This window comes from Paenibacillus sp. IHBB 3054 (assembly GCF_051594305.1).
GTDB lineage: Bacteria > Bacillota > Bacilli > Paenibacillales > Paenibacillaceae > Paenibacillus_AQ.
Genome location: NZ_JBOFBG010000001.1, coordinates 373,523 through 393,022, shown reverse-complemented (window position 1 = coordinate 393,022; position 19,500 = coordinate 373,523). Strand labels below are relative to the sequence as shown.

The window sequence follows — 19,500 nt, the reverse complement described above, 5'->3', positions numbered from 1 at the left end:
TATAAAAAAGGGCTGACCCAAAGCCATTTCATGGCTTTTGGGTCAGCCCCTTCCACTTGGTGCACCGCTTCAAAGGATCCGGCTTCTGCGGCGATCCCGGAGAGCGGAACGCTGAGGCAGCCTGAAAAAGAGCAGATACATCAGCAGAAAAAGCATAAAGGCAAACCCCTCTTCCACCAGCAGGTAATAAGGGTAGGGGCCGAAATAATCCAGTACGGAAAAGGTGCCGGGTTTATGCGCCAGGAACATGTAATTCGATCCCAGCAATGAATTTGCGGCATAGACACAGGCAGCGACCAAATTCAGGCAGAGCATGGTGAAGAAAAGCGAGCGCCAGGTTGGCCTATACCCTTCGACCCAGGTCATATAGAGAGAGGCCAGAATAATCGCGCCATGGGCCGTAAAAAACAGCAGAAAGCGGAAATGGGGATAAGGATACACCAGGTTAGGCGTCAGCAGGGCGATAAAAGCTCCGCCAATGCCGGCAAAGTAGAGAAAGGAGTAGAGCCTCCGGCTGCGGGTAAGCAGCATAATGACGGACAAGAGCAATGTAATCCCGCATAACTCCAGCGGCAGCGAGGACTCCTTCTTCCAGATCCCCTGCGAAAAGTACCATACATGCAGTCCGGCTTCTGATAAAAGCAGGACGAATACCAGCAGCAGTTTCACAAACCGGCGGAGTGATGGACGGGAACGAAGTGCAAAACGCGACCAGAACAGCACCAGGCAAACCAAGGCCACAACAGCCAGAGCAGCCCAGTGTGACGGCGAAAACATACTGAAATCAGTCTCATGCCGCCGTGCGAAAAATGAGTCGAAGTTCACAGAATTCTCTCCTTAGGACCCGTGGGTTATTTTAACAAAAATAAATATTCGGAATTTTAACATTTTCTGATTCTAGAGATCTATACTTAGGTGATATAAGTATATAACGCTCAAGCCGACCAGAAAAGGAAGAGATTTCTGCAATATCACATAAGATGGACGCAGGAAAACCGGAATACATAACTGGCTTGAGGTTTTTGAGTGTCATGACGAGGGGTACGGCTGCCATTTTATTTTGCATCATTGTTGACCGGGTTTTAGAGGCTGTTCCTGAAATCAAGCATGAATAGACAGAGAAGGAATATGCTGCAAGAGGGATAATTATCCCAAAATCAAATCAGAAACGGGGGCTTCCACGGAATGTTGAAGAAGAAATTGAGTTTGTCCATTATGATCATTATGCTTTTTGTGCAGTATGCCTATGGTATTGGATTCACCTCGCAGGCTACGGCAGCTGGGATTGAGACTGAAAGAGATCTTATTACCAGCGTCTCCATGGCTGTGTATGGACCTGACGGCCAGACCGTTACGGACAGTGTGTATGATGTCAATTCCACGGTCAGTCTGGATTACACCTGGTCGCTTCCAAACGGACATGGTTACGTAGCAGGTGACACCTTTACGTTCCTGCTTCCTGAGCAGTTCCAGCTGTTTAATGACATTGGCGGCGCATTGGTCTCCGATGACGGGGAAGTTGGCAGCTTCACGGTCAGAAAGTCCACGCATCAGGTAGTGATGACCTTTAACAGCTATATTGAGAGTCATGACAATGTGCAGGGAACACTCCGGGTCAATACGAAGTTTGACAAACAGGAAATTCCCGGCAGTGGGGTAGAGGAAATCCTCTTCCCTGTGAATGGCGGGACGCAGAAGGTTATCGTGCACTTCAAGCCTGAGATCGGCTCGACCATCGACAAGCACGGCAGCTCCAGCGGCTACAATGCCACCAGCATTCAGTGGACGGTTGATGTGAACAAGAAGCTGGAGCATGTAGCCAACGCTACGGTGACCGACCCTATTCCGGCAGGGTTGTCCTTAGACAGCACGGCCACGCTTGCGGTTTACGAGCTGGCAGTCCAGCTTGACGGTACAGTGTCACCGGGTGCGCTGCTTGACAGCAGCAAATATTCCGCGGAAATACTGGACGGCAAGCTTATCGTTCACTTCACCGATCCTGTAATCAGCAGTGCCTACCGCATTGCATACACCACACCCATAGCTGTGGAGAATAAAAGAATTTTCACCAATACAGCGACGTTTACTGGGGATGGGCGCGATCCGGTCAGCTCCTCAGCAACGGTAACTGTTGAGCGCGGTGGAACGCTTAAAAAATTCTCAACCGGATATGAATGGGGAAATCAGGTGATTTCCTGGGCAATAGAATATAACTACAACGGCAAGAACATCCCGCAGGCCAATGCTGTCTTATCCGATTTATTCGATGCTTCGCATGAGCTTGTAGCCGGTTCGGTTAAGGTTTATCCGGTAACTCTGGATTCAGCGGCTGTAGCCACAAAAGGCCCTGCCTTGATTGAGAATGTGGACTTTACTGTTTCTCCTATTACCGCTACCGGTAAAAAAGGCTTTAAGCTGCAGTTCACAAACGATGTATCCGCACCGCACCGTATTGAATATAAAATCAAGGCCAAAGACCGCGTGATCAAAGAAACGACAGTTATCAATTCGGTTACGGACAGCACGTATACTTATGATGCAAAACAGCTTGTCCGGCCTGCCGTCATCTATAAGACGTTATCGGGTGTAGACTACAAGAATAAAACGACAGATTGGAAAATTACGCTTAACGGTGATAATTACCCGATGAGCCATGTTGTTGTGAAAGACAGCTTCCCGGATGGCGGTCAGAAATTTGTTCCCGGTTCGCTGCTTGTAAGGGATGAAAACTGGCTGGTAGTGAGCCCTTCCAAGTACACGGTGACCTATGATTCACCTGTACAGCCAAACGCCGGATTTACAGTGAAGTTTCATTCACCGATATCCGGGTTTCATACCATCAATTACACCACCTTGTTCAGCAATGACTGGCTGACTGGAAGCACTGATGATTTTATTAATAAAGCACAGATTGATTGGATGGACAGTGCTGAAAATATCCAGTCAACTGTAGCGTTTGGAAAGTTCATTCCGCGTCCCGAGGTTAAGAGCAACGGGTTCAAGTCGGGTGTTTACAATGCAGCTGCCAAAGAAATTACCTGGACTGTGGGTGCGAACTACAACGGCAAGGCGATTACTGATCCTGTGGTAACCGATGTGCTGACTGCGGGCCAAACGTTAGTTCCAGGTTTGCTTAAGGTTTACAGCATGAACATCGACACAAAGGGTGACTTTACAAAAGGTTCAGAACTTAGCACATCGGCGTATACTTACGCTGTCAGCAGCAGCAATGAGCTGAAAGTAGAATTTGCCGGCAACATCGTTGAGCCGTATATCATCGAATTCAAGACAACTCTTGAAGGCCAGCTTATCGACGCTACTGTAGTCAATACGGCTAAACTTCTGGATGGAACTAAGCAGGTATCGAAAGACTTGACTGCTTCCCTGAAGATCCCGCACGGTGGTGAATATATCTACAAAGATGGACTGCAAAGCGGCGATAAAGTAGATTGGAACATCGCGATCAACCGGACACAGTCGTTCGTGAAGAATGCAAAAATCATTGACGAACCAAGCTCTAATCAAATACTGCTCCAGGATTCCTTCCATTTATATCCAACCGTTGTATCTGTAAACGGAGAAGTGACCAAAGGCGGACCTGAACTGGTGAAGGATGTTGATTATTCACTTAACATTAACCAGGATGCCAGTGGAAAGCAGAGCTTTGAACTCAGCTTCTTAAAGGATATCAAGACAGCTTATGTGCTGGAATACAAGTCGCTGATCGTAGCGAATACAGGCGATAAGCTGCTTAATACCATAAAATTCAACGGCAACAATGTTGTATCGGTCGAGAAGGATACATCCAAAGAGGTCATCGTGGGAGTATCCAGCGGTTCGGGCACAGGAAGTGGTGTCAGAGGAGCATTGATCGTCAACAAGCTGGATGCCGTAAACAAGGAGAAACCGCTGGAAGGGGCAACTTTTGAGCTTTACCGGCTGAACGGAACAGAACGAGTGCTGATCAATACCCTGACTACCGACACTGCAGGCAAAGCGGCATTCAACAATATTTGGCTGGGCAGCTATGTATTGATTGAGACGGCGGCTCCGAAAGGATATGTGCTGGATTCCAAAGAGTATCCGGTCACAATCGGTTCGTCGGTGAGCGTGGGGCTGACTGTATACAATACAGAGGAGGTGCCGGTACCAACGCCGACGCCGACAACAGTGCCAACAACAGTACCAACAACAGTACCAACGACAGGTCCAACAACAGAACCAACAACAGGTCCAACGACAGAACCAACCACTGGCCCGACGACAGAACCAACACCAGTACCGACAGTAGGTCCTGGTGGCAGTCCAACACCAGTACCACCGACACCAGTACCGACACCAGTACCGACACCGACAGTAGCACCTGGCGGCAGTCCAACTCCTGTTGTCGTTATTGAAGAACCACAGATTCCTGCGGGACCGGGGGCGACGGCACAGGTTACACCTGCTCCGTCAGCTACACCTTCACCGACTCCGGGACAAGTGACAACGACTGATGATGACATCCCGCTTGGCGAAGTGGAAGTTGAGGATGATGAAATTCCGGCGGGTACAGTGACCGGCTCGGGCGGCCAACTGCCACAGACGGGTGAGAACAGTCCATTGCCAATCTATTTGGCAGGATTGGGATTGATTCTTGCAGGGTTCATTCTGAGCCGGGTATTCAGACGCAGAAAGCAGGAATAGCACCAGAGGCAGCTGAAAATTCATTTTTTCTGCCATAGCGGCACAAAGAGCACACGGCGATCATCTGCCGTGTGCTCTTTGTTTATTGGAATTATACAATCCACTATAGTTATGGAGTAAGGCTGTAGCGGATCCAGTTCCCCTTTTTATCGGTGGTGACGTCCCACCCCAATTGTTCGGCGGTAAAGGCGAGCGGAATCATGGCTTTGCCTCCGACGAGCAGCGGAGCGGCTTCCAGGACTGTGCTAGTGCCGTCCACAAGCGCTTCACTGCTGCCGACAGTCATTGCAACACTGTGCCCGCCGGACGTTAGCGTTACTGTTTTGCTGGCTCCATCCCATTCCACTTTAGCCCCCAGGGCAGGCCCCAGGTCTTTGGCAGTCAGCCACAGCTCCTTGTCCCCCTGGATCAGCCGGGTGGTATATCCCAGCTGCACTCCACCGAACTGAACGCTGCTCTGATAGAGGTTCCCGCTGAGGTCGGTAACGGCACTTTCCGCCTGGGACTGCAGCCTATTGTTGAACTCGTCGATGTTATCAGCCGTTACAAGATAATCCGGATTCTTCTCTCCGATGGCCTCTGCAATCCAGCTGTTAACTTCTTCGCTGTGATGGCTAAGATCCTTGTAGAGATCAAGGTTGAATGTCCACTTCGATTCCGCCTGAAAATCATATAGCGACACATTCCCGAACTGCCGGAATTGCTCATACATCCATTTGCGCATCACCAGTTGATTGCCAAAACGGATGGGATTATCCGAATACCAGGCAACCTGCCGCATCACGCAGTAGGGCGGATAATAGAAGTAGAACTTCACGTCAGGGTATTCCTTCAGCAGCGGCAAAATATAGGTATTGAAATGTGCCTTCAGCTGATCGGTGTTTTCCTCGTTAAGCCCGAAGTATAACTCGTTGTCACTGGCTTTCAGGTAGGCTTTGGTTACATATTGTTGGCCGAACTTAACTACACGGTTCCAATTGTTCAGATATTCCAGAGTTTTGACGGGCTCACCGGTGATCGTACTTTTGAGGCTTCTCCAGAAGAACTGCGTATACACCGAGGAATTGAACCAATACTTGTAATCGGTCCATAGCTTGTCGTCGTACAGATAATCAGGAAATTCTTTTGCCGCCTTTGTGGTTTCCAGCTTCAGGGAGAAATAATCCAGCCCCCAGAGGACCTGCTTCACTTTACCGGTTTCCAGAGCAAGCTTGGCGATCTTATAGTGCTCATCCACAGTCGATCCCTCCATCGACAGCTTCATAGTGGTTCCGCCTAAGCTTTTGTCTACCTGGGAAGGAAGAAAGTTCTCGGTCATGGAAGTCCCGATAATAATATTATCGTAATCATAGTTTTTGGCCAGCCCGGGATTCTGGTAACGTTCCTCCTGTGAGAAAACCGGGGTATACCATGAGGATTTATGATAGAACTGCAGCGGATCCAGGAATATGGTAAGAAGAGCGGCGAGAGCTGCGAACGAGAACAGAAACAGCAGGAATAAAGCCATCATTTTTTTGGATCGGGCATGCAATCCGCGTGGCTGTGCTGTGGGTTTGACGATTTGAATATGGGGTACTGGCATCATTCGAACCTCCTAAGCAAATAGTGTGAGTGAGTTTGACGGGATCGTTTACTGGATTAGAAGTTAAAATACAGGAACGGAGTGATACGGTTGAAGAAGAACAAGGAAATGACGAAGATCAGAGCCATGGCCATAACCGTCTTCCAGCTTCTCACCTGAATTTCTGTCTTGCGCCGCAGCAGGATCACGCCGAGCAGGATAACAATTAGGACGATAGCCCACCGCATTAAGCCGCTGACTGCAGAAATTCCCAAACCATTTATTCCGCTCATTCCTTTTAATAATCTAAGGGCTATCGTAAGATTCTCCGCGCGGAAGAATACCCAGGTTACATTAATAAAGGCAAAGGTGAGTACCCATGCGATACCCTTGGGCAATGGCGTACCCCGGCGTGCCCACAGTTTTTCTACCGCTTGCCCGACTCCGTGCAGCAGACCCCAGAGAATGAACATCCAGCCTGCCCCATGCCATAAGCCGCCAAGCAGAAAGGTAATGATCACATTGCGGATGGAGATCCAGAAGCCCTTGCGGTTGCCCCCAAGCGGAATATAGATATAGTCCCGAAGGAAGCGGCTGAGCGTCATATGCCAGCGTCTCCAGAAGTCACGGATACTCAGGGCGCGATATGGAGCATTGAAATTTTGCGGCAGTACAATATTGAAGAGCAGGGCAATGCCGATCGCCATATCCGTGTACCCGCTGAAATCAAAGTAAAGCTGGAGGGTATAGGACAGCACAGCCACCCAGGAGTCCACAAAATGAGCAGCGGAGGCAAAGCCGCTATTGGCAAAGCCGGCCAGGGTATCCGCAATGATCACTTTTTTGCCGAGGCCAATGCTGAACAGCAGGGTACCCTTCAGGACATTGTTCCAGTTCCAGAGCTTGCCCCGCAGTCTGTCGAACTGAGGCATCATTTCCTTGTGGTGAAGGATCGGACCGGCAATCAGATGGGGGAAGAAGGTAACGAATAGTATGTAATTGACGAGACCGTATTCACTTGCCTGATGCCGGTAGGCGTCGACGAGATAGGCAATTTGGGTAAAGGTGAAAAAGCTGATCCCAAGCGGCAGCAGCAGGTGAAGGGGAGCCGCATGCCAACCCGTCAGCCCATTCCAGTTCGTGATGAAAAAATCGGCATATTTGTAGTAGCCCAGTAGCAGGAGATTGGCGCTTAAGCCAAAGATAAGCAGTGTGCGGGGGCGGAATTTTCCGCTGTGTAAATACCGGCCAAGCGTGTAGTTGAACAGAATGGATAAGAGGATCAGCGGGATGTAGCGGATATTCCACCAGCCATAGAAGACCAGAGAGGACAGCGCAAGCCACAACTTGGCGTACTTAAACAGGCGGAAGCGGTTTAGTGCAAAGTAGCCGGCCAGCACAACAGGCAGGAAGCCGAACATAAAGATGTACGAATTAAATAACATTTTGACCCCTCGTTTACAACAGATTTGGTATAACAATCACTTTAAGACTCAGTTCTAAAGACTTACCGGCACTAAATCTAATGATTTTCTTAAGAAAATTCTCCTTTCCGTGAGAACAAGGCCGGAGATTTATTGTCATCCGCAGGGGAAATGCTATAATAGTTTAAATTCGGAGTTTTGGAGGGAATCGCAATGTGGAAGGAATTCAAAAGTTTTGCCATGAAAGGAAATGTGCTTGATCTCGCTGTTGCTGTCGTCATCGGGGCAGCTTTCGGTAAAATCGTTACCTCCCTGGTCGCCGACATTATTATGCCACTGGTGGGGATGCTTAGCGGAGGGATTGACCCTTTGAAGAAGCTTAGCTTCACTTTCCGAGAGGCAACTGTGAACTACGGCTTGTTCCTGCAGGCAGTGGTTGATTTCTTTATTATTTCTTTCTCCATCTTTTTGGTCATTAAGCTGGTAGGCAAATTTAAACGCAAGGAAGTCGTTAAAGTCGAAGTGGTCGAGGCCCCGGCACCAGATCCGGAAATCGCCCTGCTGACAGAAATCCGCGATTTGCTGCGTGCGGAAAAACAGAGTGAAATCTAGAAGTAAGTTACATAAATAAAGTAAATATATTAAATGCACTTGCTTTTCCTGCCGCTAAGTGATAATTTTGTTGTAGGCAAAACTTAATTTAATTGAATATATCAATCCTTCAGGGCAGGGTGTAATTCCCTACCGGCGGTGATGCCGCTGTATATGGCCGAAATGCCAGTATCAGCGCTTAGTCCGCTACCCGCTTCGTATGTTGCATACGGACGGTGGACCCGGTGCAATTCCGGGACCGACAGTATAGTCTGGATGGAAGAAGGAGAGATTGACGTTCTGTGCTTTGTATAGGCAGGCGTACTGCAGTGTTTTCGAATATTATGTGCGAACTTTCACAATGCCATGTTTGTGGCGTTTATTTACGCACCATTTTATTGGACTGCCGGTAAACTCTCGTATAACCCGTCTTGAACTCCTCCTGGAGATTGAGACGGGTTTTTCTGTTTTGGACTGGAAGCATGAATACAAGGCAATGGGATTGGAGGCAAGGCATGGATACAATGAACGACCAGTTTTATATGGCGCTGGCGCTGGATATGGCGGAAAGAGCACAGGGACAGACAGGCATCAACCCGGTGGTTGGCTGTGTTGTAGTGAAGGACGGCGCGGTGATCGGCCTCGGCACTCATTTACAGCGCGGAACAGGGCATGCCGAGGTACATGCGCTGAATATGGCGGCCGGCAAGGCGCAGGGAAGTACAGCGTATGTGACCCTTGAGCCGTGCAGCCATTACGGCAAGACGCCGCCCTGCAGCCAAAGGCTGATTGATGAAGGCGTAGCTCGTGTAGTGGTAGCGTGTGAAGATCCCAATCCGCAGGTAGCAGGCCGGGGCATAGCCATGCTGCGCGATCAAGGGATCGAAGTTGAAGTGGGGCTGCTGCGCAGCCGTGCTCTAAGGCTGAACGAGAAGTTCATCAAGTACATTCTGACGAAGCAGCCTTTTGTCACGCTGAAGAGCGCCAGTACACTTGATGGCAAAATCTCTACCCGGACCGGGGACAGCAAGTGGATATCTAACGGGCAGGCACGGGAGATTGTACATACCCTGCGGCACCGTCATCAGGGGATCATGGTCGGCGTCAATACGGTTATTGCCGATAATCCTTCCCTGACCACAAGAATGGTGGTACCCGGACTCAACCCGGTCCGGATTGTGATCGATTCTTCGCTGCGTATCCCGCTGGATTCCGCCGTTGTTACCGACGGGCAGGCACCTACAGTTGTAGTGACTACAGAAGCTGCTGATCCGGTCAAACATGAGGCGCTTGTGGCGGCAGGGGTTCAAGTCATCATCTGCGGCGCGGGGCCGCGCGTGGATCTGCAAAGTGCTATGACTAAGCTGGGCGAGATGGAGATCGGCTCCATACTGCTGGAAGGCGGAGGTACACTGAACGGCTCCATGCTGGAGAGCGGACTGGTTGACCGCGTAGTGCTGTTCTTCGCTCCCAAGATCGTCGGCGGCAGGGCCGGAGCGGCCGGAACCTTCGAATTCCCGGGTGTCGAGCTGATGAAGGATGCCATCACGCTTGAGGGATTGGAAGTGGAAGTGCTCGGGGATAATGTGTGTATCAGCGGCACTCCAATCCGCTAAGTAACAGCAGATGCTAACAAAGCTTAAGCAGATGCTTGCAGTGATCCTAACCAAACTTGTAGGAGGGGTTCTATGTTCACCGGCTTAATTGAGGAGATCGGCGTGCTGCGCAGCGTCTCCAGCGGAGGCGAGATGATGGTGCTGAATATCGGCGCTTCCCTCATTATGGATGACCTGAAGATCGGCGACAGTGTATCCGTCAACGGGGTCTGCCTGACCGCAACGTCTTTAGGCGACCATTATTTTACCGTCGATGTGATGCCCCAGACCTACCGCAACAGCAACCTGAAAGAGCTGCGGACCGGCGGCAAAATGAATCTGGAACGGGCAATGGCCGCCGGAGGGCGTTTCGGCGGGCATATCGTTCAGGGGCATGTCGACGGCACCGGTGAAATCCGGAGCGTGAAGCGTGACCAGAATGCGGTTGTGTTCGAGATTGCACCGGACCGCAAATCGCTGTTCAAATACATTATTCCTAAAGGCTCCATCACGATTGACGGCATCAGCCTGACGGTCGTAAATACGACGGCTGCAGCGTTTACCGTGTCGATTATTCCGCACACGCTTGGAGAAACTGTACTTACGCACAAACGCTCAGGTGACAGCATCAACATTGAGTGTGACGTGCTTGGCAAGTATGTGGATCATCTCCTGCATTACAGTGCGGGCGCAGGACATGAGGAAGATGAGAACAGTTCCCGGATCAGCCGTGATTTCCTGGCGGCCAACGGGTTTGTATAAATAAGACTAAGCTTACGGATAGCCTGTGAAGGCAACGTAAAGTGATCAGGAGGACAGAAACATGAGCCAAGAATCCAAGCAAGACAGCGTCCTGGACCCGATTGAAGACGCTATTTATGATTTGATGCGCGGCAAGGTGATCATCGTAGTCGATGATGAGGACCGCGAGAATGAAGGGGACTTCATTGCTCTTGCCGAACGTGCTACACCGGAAGTAATCAATTTCATGATTAAAGAAGGCCGGGGGCTGGTCTGCCTGCCGATCACGGCGGAACGTGCGGAGGAGCTGGATCTGCAGCCGATGGTCAGCCAGAATACTGACAACCATGGCACTGCTTTTACCGTGTCCATCGACCATAAAGATACCACAACCGGTATTTCCGCAGGTGAAAGATCCATGACCATCAAAGCGATTATGGACCCCAACGCCAAACCGTCCGATTTCCGCAGACCGGGGCATATGTTCCCGCTGATTGCCAAGAAAGGCGGCGTCCTGCGCCGTTCCGGCCACACTGAGGCTGCTGTTGACCTAGCCCGTATGTGCGGCGCATATCCGGCAAGCGTCATCTGTGAAGTGGTCAAAGAAGACGGAGAGATGGCCCGGCTGCCGGATCTAATCGAGATCGCCAAAAAACATGACCTGAAGCTGATCAGCATCAAGGACCTGATCCATTACCGCAACGAGAAGGAGCATTTAGTCACCCGTGAAGTTTCAGTGAATCTGCCTACAGATTTCGGTCTTTTCCAGACGATTGCCTACACGAACGAAGTGGATGACAAAGAGCATGTCGCGCTGGTCAAAGGCGATATTTCCGGCGAGGAGCCGGTGCTGGTCCGCGTGCATTCCGAATGTTTGACCGGTGATGTGTTCCACTCGCACCGCTGCGACTGCGGGCCGCAATTTGAAGCAGCGCTGCGCCAGATTGAAGCGGCTGGCAGAGGAGTGCTGCTCTACATGCGCCAGGAAGGCAGAGGTATCGGCCTCATTAATAAGCTGCGTGCCTACAAGCTGCAGGAGGAAGGTCTGGATACAGTTGATGCCAACCTGAAGCTCGGCTTCCCGGCAGACCTGCGAGACTACGGTATCGGGGCACAGATTCTTAAGGATCTTGGCGTACGCCAGATCAAACTGCTGACCAACAACCCGCGCAAGATCAAGGGACTGGAAGGCTACGGCCTTGAGGTTGTGGAGCGTGTGCCGATTCAAATGCCGGAGAACAAGGACAACACGAATTATCTTCATACGAAGCAGGCCAAGCTGGGACATTTGCTGACTTTTGACAATATTGAACAAAATGAAGATTCCAAAATTTAACCATAAAACTAACTTACTAATGAAGGGTTGATGAGCACAATGCCGAATTATTTTGAAGGACATTTAGTATCCGAGGGTTTAAAATACGGGGTAGTCGTAGGACGTTTCAATGAGTTCATTACAAGCAAGCTGCTGTCCGGCGCTCTGGATGCGTTCAAACGCCACGGTGTTGCCGATGAAGAGGTGGATGTGGCATGGGTTCCGGGCGTTTTCGAAATTCCGCTGATTTGCCAAAAGATGGCCGAAAGCGGCAAATATGATGCCGTCATCGCGCTGGGCACCGTCATCCGTGGCTCCACTACGCATTATGATTATGTATGCAACGAAGTGGCTAAAGGGGTGGCAGCCATTAATCTCAAAACGGGTATTCCTACTATTTTCGGTGTTGTTACGACCGAGAATATTGAGCAGGCCATCGAGCGTTCCGGAACCAAAGCAGGCAACAAAGGCTGGGATGCTGCGACGTCGGCAATCGAAATGGCAAACCTTAACAAGCTCTTTAAGTAAGACAGCCTCTTGACGAATTGGCTATAATCGTGCTTATTTATAAGTATAAGAAGAAAGCATGGACTATAAAAACCCTTTCTACTTGTGTAGCGTCCCTATAGCGGCGCTACACTTTACTTTTTTTTGGCGGGAGGAAACCGCGTGACTGTATTGTACAAGCTGGAGACGTTCGAAGGTCCGCTCGATCTGCTCTTGCATCTAATTGACAAAGCGGAAATCGACATCCAGGACATTCCGGTCAGCGTGATCACCGAACAGTACATGGATTACCTGCAAACGATGCAGGAGCTTGAACTGGATATCACCAGCGAATTTCTCGTTATGGCTGCAACCCTGTTGTCCATCAAGAGCAAGCTGCTGCTGCCGAAGCCGCCGGTCATTGAGATCGAGGATTTCGACTATTACGAGGATGATGGCTATGATCCGCGTGCAGAACTGGTTCAGCGGCTGATTGAATACCGTAAATTCAAGAACATTGCTGTGCAGCTGCTGGATATGGAGAGCGAACGCAGTCTGATCTTTACGAAGGAGCCGGAGGATTTGGGTCCTTTCGTGCCGACGCAGATTGATAACACACTGAAAGGGTTACATACGTCTGACCTCATCGCCGCATTCCGCAAGGCGTTGAGCAAGGCGGCTCGAAGATCCTCTTATCAGCGGATTACCCGCGATGAAATTTCAGTCAAAGACCGGATTCGTGATGTTTCAGAGGCGCTGCAGCGCAAAGGGGTGGGCGGCAGGCTGCGCTTCTCGGCGCTGCTGCATGATGAGATGGCCAGACATGAGATCGTGACTACCTTTCTGGCGATCCTGGAGCTGATGAAGATGAAGGCCATTTACTGTTATCAGGAGAAATTGTTTGAGGATATTGTGATGGAGTGGAGAGGAGGAGAGGAATTCAGTGGATTACAAAACGCTGAAATCGATTATTGAAGGATTGCTGTTTCTGTCTGGCGACGAAGGGTTGTCGGTGCGTCAAATCGCCGAGATCACCGAGCAGCGTCCGGATCTGGCGACAAGTGCGCTGGAAGAGCTGAAAGACGACTACATCAACCAGGGCCGCGGGTTGCAGGTCGTGCAGATCGCCGGGAATTACCGGCTGGCTACGCTGCCGGAGCATGCGGCTTATTTTGAACGGCTGGCCTATTCGCCTTCAAGATCTTCTTTATCCCAGGCGGCCCTGGAGACGTTGGCCATTGTGGCCTACCGCCAGCCGATTACCCGGGTGGAGATTGAGGAGATCCGCGGAGTAAAGTCTGAACGGGCGATCCATACACTGAACAATAAGGATCTCATTCATGAGGTCGGGCGTGCCGAGGCAGTAGGCCGTCCAATCCTTTACGGAACGACCAAATCGTTCCTTGACAGCTTTGGACTGGCCAGCCTGAAGGAGCTGCCGGAGCCGTCTAACTTCGATAATTCCGACGGGCTGGAAGAGGAGACACAGCTCCTTTTCAGCAAGCTGGACAGCCAAATGACGTTCGATGAAGTTGAGCAGCCGCAGGGTATGAAGGAGTAAAGCATCTTCATTCGGATCGGCTGTGAGCTGTAAATTTATGTTAAATGCCGTTGTCTCCTAGGAGAACAACGGTTTTTTTGCGTCCATCCGAATTTTTTCCAGCCAAGTTTGCCATACTAAACCAAAGGTTCCTATTATAAGGATGCTTGGAGGGTAATCCGTGACGTTATGGCTTGTTATACCTTTGGCTCTTCTGCTGGTTATCATTGTACTGGTCCTGTCTTCTTCCATTCATTTTCACTTCCGATTGTGCAGACTTGGCAAGGATGACCGGGTGGAATTTGATATTAAGGCTTTATTTGGGTTAGTTAAGTTTCATTATGAACTGCCAGCACTCGTATATGAGGGTATAGAGCGGGGAGTGAGGGTGAAGCTGGAAGAAAGCGGGATCGCACCCGTGAAGAAGGACTCCGATAAAGAGGAGCAAATTGACAAGGAGGCTGTGTCAGGCTGGATCGATAATTTTAAGGCAGCGCTGCGGGCGACACGGGGATTGAAGAAGTGGCTGAGAGGACTGATGGCCCATGTCAAAATATCAAAGCTCGACTGGTCGACGGATTTCTCGCTTGGCGATGCAGCCTATACAGCAACAGCAGCGGGGGCACTGTGGGGAATGAAATGGAGCCTTATTGGCTGGGTTTCGCAATTCGTCCGGCTGCAGCACGCTCCGCGTCTGTTTGTCGCACCGGTGTTCCGCGATGAGCTGTGCTACTCCACAGAGGCAGTGTGTGCCGGGAAACTGTCCTTGGCTTATACCCTTTACGCGGGAATACTGCTGCTGCGCCGGATCACCAAAGTGGAGGGGGGACTGACCCGGTGGAAACAGCTATTGAGCCACAAACATTAAGGGAAGCTCCAACTGCCTGGAAGATAGAAACGACTTACATACAAATGTAGTGATATGGGAATGATATACGCTGTGGAAGAAAGAGTATTTCCCTAGAAGTTAAAGGAGGATAACAATATGAGTGACCATCCGATTCAAGGTCTGATGCAGACCGCGATGGAAAATATCAAAGGCATGGTGGATGTTAATACAATTGTCGGAGATCCTGTAGAGACACCGGATGGCAGCGTCATTCTGCCGATCAGCAAAGTGGCATTTGGTTTTGCCGCAGGGGGCAGTGACTTCCGGGTGGAGGATGATGCGCCGGGTGTGAACGGCAGCGGCTCCAGCGTTAAAATGCTTCCATTTGGAGGCGGTAGCGGGGGTGGCGTATCCATTCGCCCGATCGCTTTTCTCGTAGTGGGCAGGGAAGGTGTGCATATTGTGCCGCTTGATAATCAAACCCATCTGTTCGAGAAAATCATCGACGCCACTCCAGGGCTGATCGACAAAATCCAGAATATGTTCCAAAATGGAAATGGCGCTCCTGTCGGGGCGGAAGTTGTGGGTGTCCCTGTTGCAAAGCCAGTAGTTAAAACAGATCCTGCAGCCAGCAATTCATCGACACACTAGCGGAGAAATCAGGGATATCGCCTTAACCGGGCGGTATCCCTTTTTTTGAAATTTACCTAGTCGTTGTCCGCTCCTCATACATAGAGAGGACTTAAGAGAAGGACATACCTGTCCGCCATGCTGCATACACTTGTACAACATAGCGTGATCTGAACCTTAACCTGACTTAAGAACTGAGAAGAACTGAGAAGAAAGAAGCCGGAGGATGAACATGAAGAGATTAACTTTTAAATCGTCTTTGATCCTGATATTGTGCCTGCTGCTAGTTGGTTTGCTTCCGCTGCCTGTACTCCGGGCCGAAAACAGCTCCATCTCCACTCATGCCAGGGCTGCGGCGCTGATTGACGTGGAATCCGGAAGGCTTCTGTACAGCAGCAGGGGTGATGAGCCTATGCTGATCGCCAGTCTGACCAAAATTATGACTGCCATAGTGGCTATAGAAAATGGGGATTTGACTTCCAAGGTCAAAGTAAGCAAAACCGCTTTTGCGAAGGAAGGATCTTCACTGTATTTGAAGCAAGGGGAAGAAATGAAATTGGAGGATATGCTATACGGGATGATGCTGCGTTCGGGAAATGATGCGGCAACAGCAATAGCCGAACATGTCGGCGGTTCTGAACAGGGTTTTGTCTATCTGATGAATCAGAAGGCGGAGGAGCTCGGCTTAACCCACAGCCATTTTGCTAATCCGCATGGTCTGGATGCCGAAGGCCATTATTCCAGTGCCAATGATTTGGCAGTGTTGACCGCCTATGCGCTCCACAATCCTGTATTCAAAGAAATCGTGAAGACGCAGGAGAAGACGGCGGACAATCCTTATGAGAAATGGGACTACAAATGGAGCAACAAAAATAAAATGCTGCGGCTCTATGAAGGAGCAGACGGCGTAAAGACAGGCTATACCAAAAAAGCGCTGCGCTGCCTTGTCAGCTCTGCCACAAGAAACGGACAGCAGCTGGTTGCGGTCACAATCAACGACGGAAACGACTGGAATGACCATGCATCCCTGCTGAATTTCGGTTTCAATCATTATCCCCTCAAAACGTTAATCGAACGCGGCGAAGGGATCAGCGGATACAGCTACGTGACGAGCAAATCCTTTGCCTACCCGCTTGGACAGGGAGAAGAGGCGAGGCTGTTTACCAAGCTTGAGCTGAAACGGGAAGCAACTGTGCCGAAGCAGGCGCGCAGCAGCGATTTTGGCTTAAAAGGCGTGCTAGTCCTGCAGCTGGGCGGCCAGGAAATCGGCCGGGTACCCGTTTATGAGCCGGAGCAGCTCCCCCCGGAACAATCGGCTTATACCAAGAAGTACAGCGCGGCCCTAGCCCCTGCTTATCCGGCGGGGAACTGGCTGCAGGCGCTTGGCAGCGCGCTGCGGGCACTTTTTCAGCGGGGGGATAATCATGATTAATGGAATCTGGCTCGGAATGATCCTGATCGGCTTCGTATTTGCCGCTGTGAACGGGCGGATGGACGAGTTTACAGCAGCTGTGTTTGACGGCGCCAAAAGCGGGGTTACGGTAAGCTTCGGCCTAATCAGCGTGCTGGTCTTCTGGCTCGGAATTATGCGGGTGGCCGAGGATGCCGGATTGCTCAGGAAAATCGCCAAGGTACTCGGACCCGTAGTCTCCTTTCTATTTCCCGATGTTCCGAAAGGCCATCCTGCGATCGGCTATATCCTTTCCAATATGAGCGCCAATCTGCTCGGACTTGGCAATGCCGCAACCCCTATGGGCATCAAGGCGATGCAGGAGCTGCAAACGCTGAATCCGGACAAGGAGACCGCCACCCCGGCGATGTGCACCCTGCTGGCGTTGAATACGGCAAGTATTACGCTGATCCCGGCTACGCTGATAGCGATCCGGCTCAACTACGGCTCAGCCGACCCTGCCGGCATCGTCGGTACGACCCTGGCGGCGACCGCAGTGGCGACGGTTGCTGCCATCGCTGCCGACAGGCTGTTCCGCCGGCTGACTCTCATGCGCAGGCCGCCGAAACCGCCGGCGGTAAAGTCCGGCGATTCAGCCAGAGGCAGCACAGCGCTTCCGCATTCTTCACTGAAAGGGTGAGCTTCCGTGTTCCAGCTAATCAGCCTCATCTCGGCCTGGGCGATTCCGGTCCTGATCACCTTTATCCCGCTATACGCCTATTCGCGCAAGATTCCAGTCTATGAGTCCTTTGTGGAAGGGGCCAAAGACGGCTTCGGCACGGCGATTGCCATTATCCCGCATCTCGTCGGCATGCTTGTCGCCATCAGCGTGTTCCGCGCCTCCGGTGCGCTGGATTTCTTCATGGGCTTCATCGCCCCAGCCCTCAAAGGCTTGGGCGTGCCGCCGGAAGTGCTGCCGCTCGGCCTGCTGCGTCCGCTGACAGGGACAGGCTCCCTCGCTTACACCACCGACCTGATCCGTGTCCATGGCCCGGACTCCTTGATCGGGATGATCGCCTCCACGATCCAGGGCAGTACAGATACGACACTGTATGTTCTGACCGTCTACTTCGGCGCTGTGGGTGTCCGCAACGGCCGCTATGCCCTTAAAGTCGGTTTGTTCTCAGACGTCATTGGCTTTATCGCTGCTATCGCCGTATGCCTGCTGGTGTTTGGGTAGCAGGCAACCGGGTGCCGCCGGATCGTCTGCTTAATAGGCACGTGTTGGCGGAGATACTTGATCAATGAGAATCAGGCCGTCGAACTGCTCCTTCGGAACGAATTTCATCACCATCGGAGCAATGACCACTCTGGTGAGCCCGTCCTCAGCAGCATATAGAGATTGAAACATCCATTTGTTGCTTGTGTCTGCTTTGGTATGCTTCGTGAGGTCAACGAAGGTACGGGAGTATCCGCTTTGCATGATTCTTCCTTCCAAGGTTCCGTTTGGCATCGGCCCGATAGAGAATTCCTTCAGTGTTGTAATATTTGCTGCTTTGCCCCTATTCATATAAAAGCCGACCACATACATCTTATCCTTCAACTTCTGATGCAGCAGTTCGCCCATGCTGGTAAAGCTGTTCTGCCATTTTCCTTGCTCGAAGATGCGCATGTCCGAGGTGTTTTTAGCCAAATGGTCGTTGTGGGCCCACAGAATGATCTTTTTGCCGGGGTATCTGACCTTCATCAGCCATTCCACATGCTCAGCCATAATTCTGTCCCGGGCCTCATAAACTTCCCGCACATTGGCTACCTGCCCTTGCATGAAAAATTGCACCCGGTCCTGCAGTCCTTTCAGAATCGTATCTGTCGTGTGAGGGGCACTGGGATATAAGGCATTGAACTTTTGCCGGCGATCCTGGATGTATCTGATGTATTCTTTATATTTAGGAACATACTTTTGAATGACTTTTCCTATTTTCTGCTGGTAAATTGGATTGCTCTTGTTCTCCAAGGCGTATTGTTCGACCAGCCCATAATAGGTTTCAATGGCTTCATTATCAAAGTCCATAAAGGCTTTGCCATAGTCCGCATCCACCTTGGAAAGGAAACTGCGCGTAGCTACCGTAAGCATCGGGGAGGTATACTGCATATCATATCCGGCCAGCTGTAAGGGCTTGCCCGTCTGGCGCGATTGTTTCATGTAGTTGAACAGCTCCAGGGTTTCTGCGGATTTCCAGACGTCAAATATTGAATTATCCATCATCTCTGCTGCGGTTAATTCATCAGCAACATCGTTAACGACGGAAGCTTCAGCCAGACCTGATTCGAAAGCGATGACCTCAAATCCCAGTTCCTCATGCAAATATTTTACCAGCCTCGTCTTCATGCTGGCGTATTCGCCTACCCGGTGAAAGTTCTCGCCAAGGCTAACGACCGTCTTGTCCTTCAGCAGCGGCTTCAGGAAAGAAAGATCGCTGTAGTCCCCGCTTGTCAGTGATTTAATCTCATGCGCGTATGGCAGCGGATTCGGAGCCGGCTGTGCGGCAGACACTGGAAGGGACCCTCCAAGCAGCAGCCCAAGTACAGATGCAACCGTGAGCGTTTGGGTTTTCCATGATTTTTTAATCAACATACGTATTCCTCCATTGCTAGATATAGTGTAATTGCTGTCTTTTTAGCCTAAGGTGGCCACGCCTTCGTAACAATCGA

General features: G+C 50.8%; 17 protein-coding genes and 1 riboswitch. Of the genes, 13 read left to right on the top strand and 4 right to left on the bottom strand.

Annotated elements, in window-relative coordinates; all coding sequences use genetic code 11:
* Window positions 1-69 precede the first annotated feature (69 nt).
* Window positions 70-825 carry a YwaF family protein gene (locus ACQ76X_RS02015; RefSeq protein ID WP_438491156.1) on the bottom strand — a complete coding sequence of 252 codons (756 nt, stop codon included), beginning with the start codon at window positions 823-825 and terminating at the stop codon, window positions 70-72.
* 360 nt (window positions 826-1,185) lie between these two features.
* Between ACQ76X_RS02015 and ACQ76X_RS02010 the strand changes: the two genes are divergently transcribed.
* The gene (locus tag ACQ76X_RS02010; RefSeq protein ID WP_438491154.1) at window positions 1,186-4,686 is read left to right on the top strand and encodes a collagen binding domain-containing protein; all 3,501 of its coding nucleotides are present in this window, start codon (window positions 1,186-1,188) and stop codon (window positions 4,684-4,686) included.
* Window positions 4,687-4,795: 109 nt separating this feature from the next.
* On the opposite strand, the gene ACQ76X_RS02005 is transcribed toward ACQ76X_RS02010, so the two are convergent.
* On the bottom strand, window positions 4,796-6,271 hold the full coding sequence (locus tag ACQ76X_RS02005; RefSeq protein WP_438491152.1) for a copper amine oxidase N-terminal domain-containing protein: 1,476 nt from the start codon (window positions 6,269-6,271) through the stop codon (window positions 4,796-4,798).
* Window positions 6,272-6,324: 53 nt separating this feature from the next.
* Window positions 6,325-7,692: an MBOAT family O-acyltransferase gene (locus ACQ76X_RS02000; protein ID WP_438491150.1), complete on the bottom strand. Its 1,368-nt coding sequence runs from the start codon at window positions 7,690-7,692 to the stop codon at window positions 6,325-6,327.
* 192 nt (window positions 7,693-7,884) lie between these two features.
* Between ACQ76X_RS02000 and mscL the strand changes: the two genes are divergently transcribed.
* From mscL to ACQ76X_RS01940, 12 genes are all read left to right on the top strand, one after another.
* Window positions 7,885-8,283 carry a large conductance mechanosensitive channel protein MscL gene (mscL, locus tag ACQ76X_RS01995; RefSeq protein ID WP_438491148.1) on the top strand — a complete coding sequence of 133 codons (399 nt, stop codon included), beginning with the start codon at window positions 7,885-7,887 and terminating at the stop codon, window positions 8,281-8,283.
* A gap of 101 nt (window positions 8,284-8,384) precedes the next feature.
* Window positions 8,385-8,554: riboswitch (FMN riboswitch) on the top strand.
* Between the two features lie 223 nt (window positions 8,555-8,777).
* Window positions 8,778-9,878, top strand: coding sequence for a bifunctional diaminohydroxyphosphoribosylaminopyrimidine deaminase/5-amino-6-(5-phosphoribosylamino)uracil reductase RibD (gene ribD, locus ACQ76X_RS01990; protein ID WP_438491147.1), 1,101 nt, complete (start codon window positions 8,778-8,780; stop codon window positions 9,876-9,878).
* A 72-nt stretch (window positions 9,879-9,950) separates the two neighbouring features.
* On the top strand, window positions 9,951-10,619 hold the full coding sequence (locus ACQ76X_RS01985) for a riboflavin synthase (protein WP_038594610.1): 669 nt from the start codon (window positions 9,951-9,953) through the stop codon (window positions 10,617-10,619).
* 61 nt (window positions 10,620-10,680) lie between these two features.
* A complete protein-coding gene (locus tag ACQ76X_RS01980) occupies window positions 10,681-11,934 on the top strand; it encodes a bifunctional 3,4-dihydroxy-2-butanone-4-phosphate synthase/GTP cyclohydrolase II (RefSeq protein WP_438491145.1) in 1,254 nt (417 codons plus the stop codon).
* 39 nt (window positions 11,935-11,973) lie between these two features.
* Window positions 11,974-12,441, top strand: coding sequence for a 6,7-dimethyl-8-ribityllumazine synthase (gene ribH / locus ACQ76X_RS01975; protein ID WP_038600255.1), 468 nt, complete (start codon window positions 11,974-11,976; stop codon window positions 12,439-12,441).
* A gap of 141 nt (window positions 12,442-12,582) precedes the next feature.
* Entirely contained in the window at window positions 12,583-13,374 is a 792-nt protein-coding gene (locus ACQ76X_RS01970) for a segregation and condensation protein A (protein WP_038594609.1), read from the top strand.
* On the top strand, window positions 13,343-13,960 hold the full coding sequence (gene scpB, locus ACQ76X_RS01965; protein ID WP_438491143.1) for an SMC-Scp complex subunit ScpB: 618 nt from the start codon (window positions 13,343-13,345) through the stop codon (window positions 13,958-13,960). Before ACQ76X_RS01970 ends, scpB begins: the two co-directional genes overlap by 32 nt.
* Before the next feature lie 160 nt (window positions 13,961-14,120).
* Window positions 14,121-14,807, top strand: a complete 687-nt coding sequence (locus ACQ76X_RS01960) for a DUF2953 domain-containing protein (RefSeq protein WP_438491141.1) — start codon at window positions 14,121-14,123, stop codon at window positions 14,805-14,807.
* A 117-nt stretch (window positions 14,808-14,924) separates the two neighbouring features.
* Entirely contained in the window at window positions 14,925-15,419 is a 495-nt protein-coding gene (gene ytfJ / locus ACQ76X_RS01955) for a GerW family sporulation protein (protein ID WP_438491139.1), read from the top strand.
* 205 nt (window positions 15,420-15,624) lie between these two features.
* Window positions 15,625-16,830: a D-alanyl-D-alanine carboxypeptidase family protein gene (locus ACQ76X_RS01950; protein WP_438491138.1), complete on the top strand. Its 1,206-nt coding sequence runs from the start codon at window positions 15,625-15,627 to the stop codon at window positions 16,828-16,830.
* Window positions 16,823-17,488, top strand: a complete 666-nt coding sequence (locus ACQ76X_RS01945; RefSeq protein ID WP_438491136.1) for a nucleoside recognition domain-containing protein — start codon at window positions 16,823-16,825, stop codon at window positions 17,486-17,488. Before ACQ76X_RS01950 ends, ACQ76X_RS01945 begins: the two co-directional genes overlap by 8 nt.
* 6 nt (window positions 17,489-17,494) lie before the next feature.
* Window positions 17,495-18,028 carry a spore maturation protein gene (locus ACQ76X_RS01940; RefSeq protein ID WP_340897403.1) on the top strand — a complete coding sequence of 178 codons (534 nt, stop codon included), beginning with the start codon at window positions 17,495-17,497 and terminating at the stop codon, window positions 18,026-18,028.
* 30 nt (window positions 18,029-18,058) lie between these two features.
* Here the strand turns inward: ACQ76X_RS01940 and ACQ76X_RS01935 are convergent, their stop codons facing one another.
* Window positions 18,059-19,423: an erythromycin esterase family protein gene (locus ACQ76X_RS01935; RefSeq protein ID WP_438491134.1), complete on the bottom strand. Its 1,365-nt coding sequence runs from the start codon at window positions 19,421-19,423 to the stop codon at window positions 18,059-18,061.
* Window positions 19,424-19,500 lie beyond the last annotated feature (77 nt).

Bases quoted from the DNA above. Each gene is read 5' to 3' on its own strand.
- ACQ76X_RS01935 (WP_438491134.1), bottom strand. From the start codon at position 19,423: ATGTTGATTAAAAAATCATGGAAAACCCAAACGCTCACGGTTGCATCT.
- ACQ76X_RS02010 (WP_438491154.1), top strand. From the start codon at position 1,186: ATGTTGAAGAAGAAATTGAGTTTGTCCATTATGATCATTATGCTTTTT.
- ACQ76X_RS01980 (WP_438491145.1), top strand. From the start codon at position 10,681: ATGAGCCAAGAATCCAAGCAAGACAGCGTCCTGGACCCGATTGAAGAC.
- ACQ76X_RS02005 (WP_438491152.1), bottom strand. From the start codon at position 6,271: ATGATGCCAGTACCCCATATTCAAATCGTCAAACCCACAGCACAGCCA.
- ACQ76X_RS02000 (WP_438491150.1), bottom strand. From the start codon at position 7,692: ATGTTATTTAATTCGTACATCTTTATGTTCGGCTTCCTGCCTGTTGTG.
- ribH (WP_038600255.1), top strand. From the start codon at position 11,974: ATGCCGAATTATTTTGAAGGACATTTAGTATCCGAGGGTTTAAAATAC.
- mscL (WP_438491148.1), top strand. From the start codon at position 7,885: ATGTGGAAGGAATTCAAAAGTTTTGCCATGAAAGGAAATGTGCTTGAT.
- ytfJ (WP_438491139.1), top strand. From the start codon at position 14,925: ATGAGTGACCATCCGATTCAAGGTCTGATGCAGACCGCGATGGAAAAT.
- ribD (WP_438491147.1), top strand. From the start codon at position 8,778: ATGGATACAATGAACGACCAGTTTTATATGGCGCTGGCGCTGGATATG.
- ACQ76X_RS01950 (WP_438491138.1), top strand. From the start codon at position 15,625: ATGAACATGAAGAGATTAACTTTTAAATCGTCTTTGATCCTGATATTG.
- ACQ76X_RS01945 (WP_438491136.1), top strand. From the start codon at position 16,823: ATGATTAATGGAATCTGGCTCGGAATGATCCTGATCGGCTTCGTATTT.
- ACQ76X_RS01985 (WP_038594610.1), top strand. From the start codon at position 9,951: ATGTTCACCGGCTTAATTGAGGAGATCGGCGTGCTGCGCAGCGTCTCC.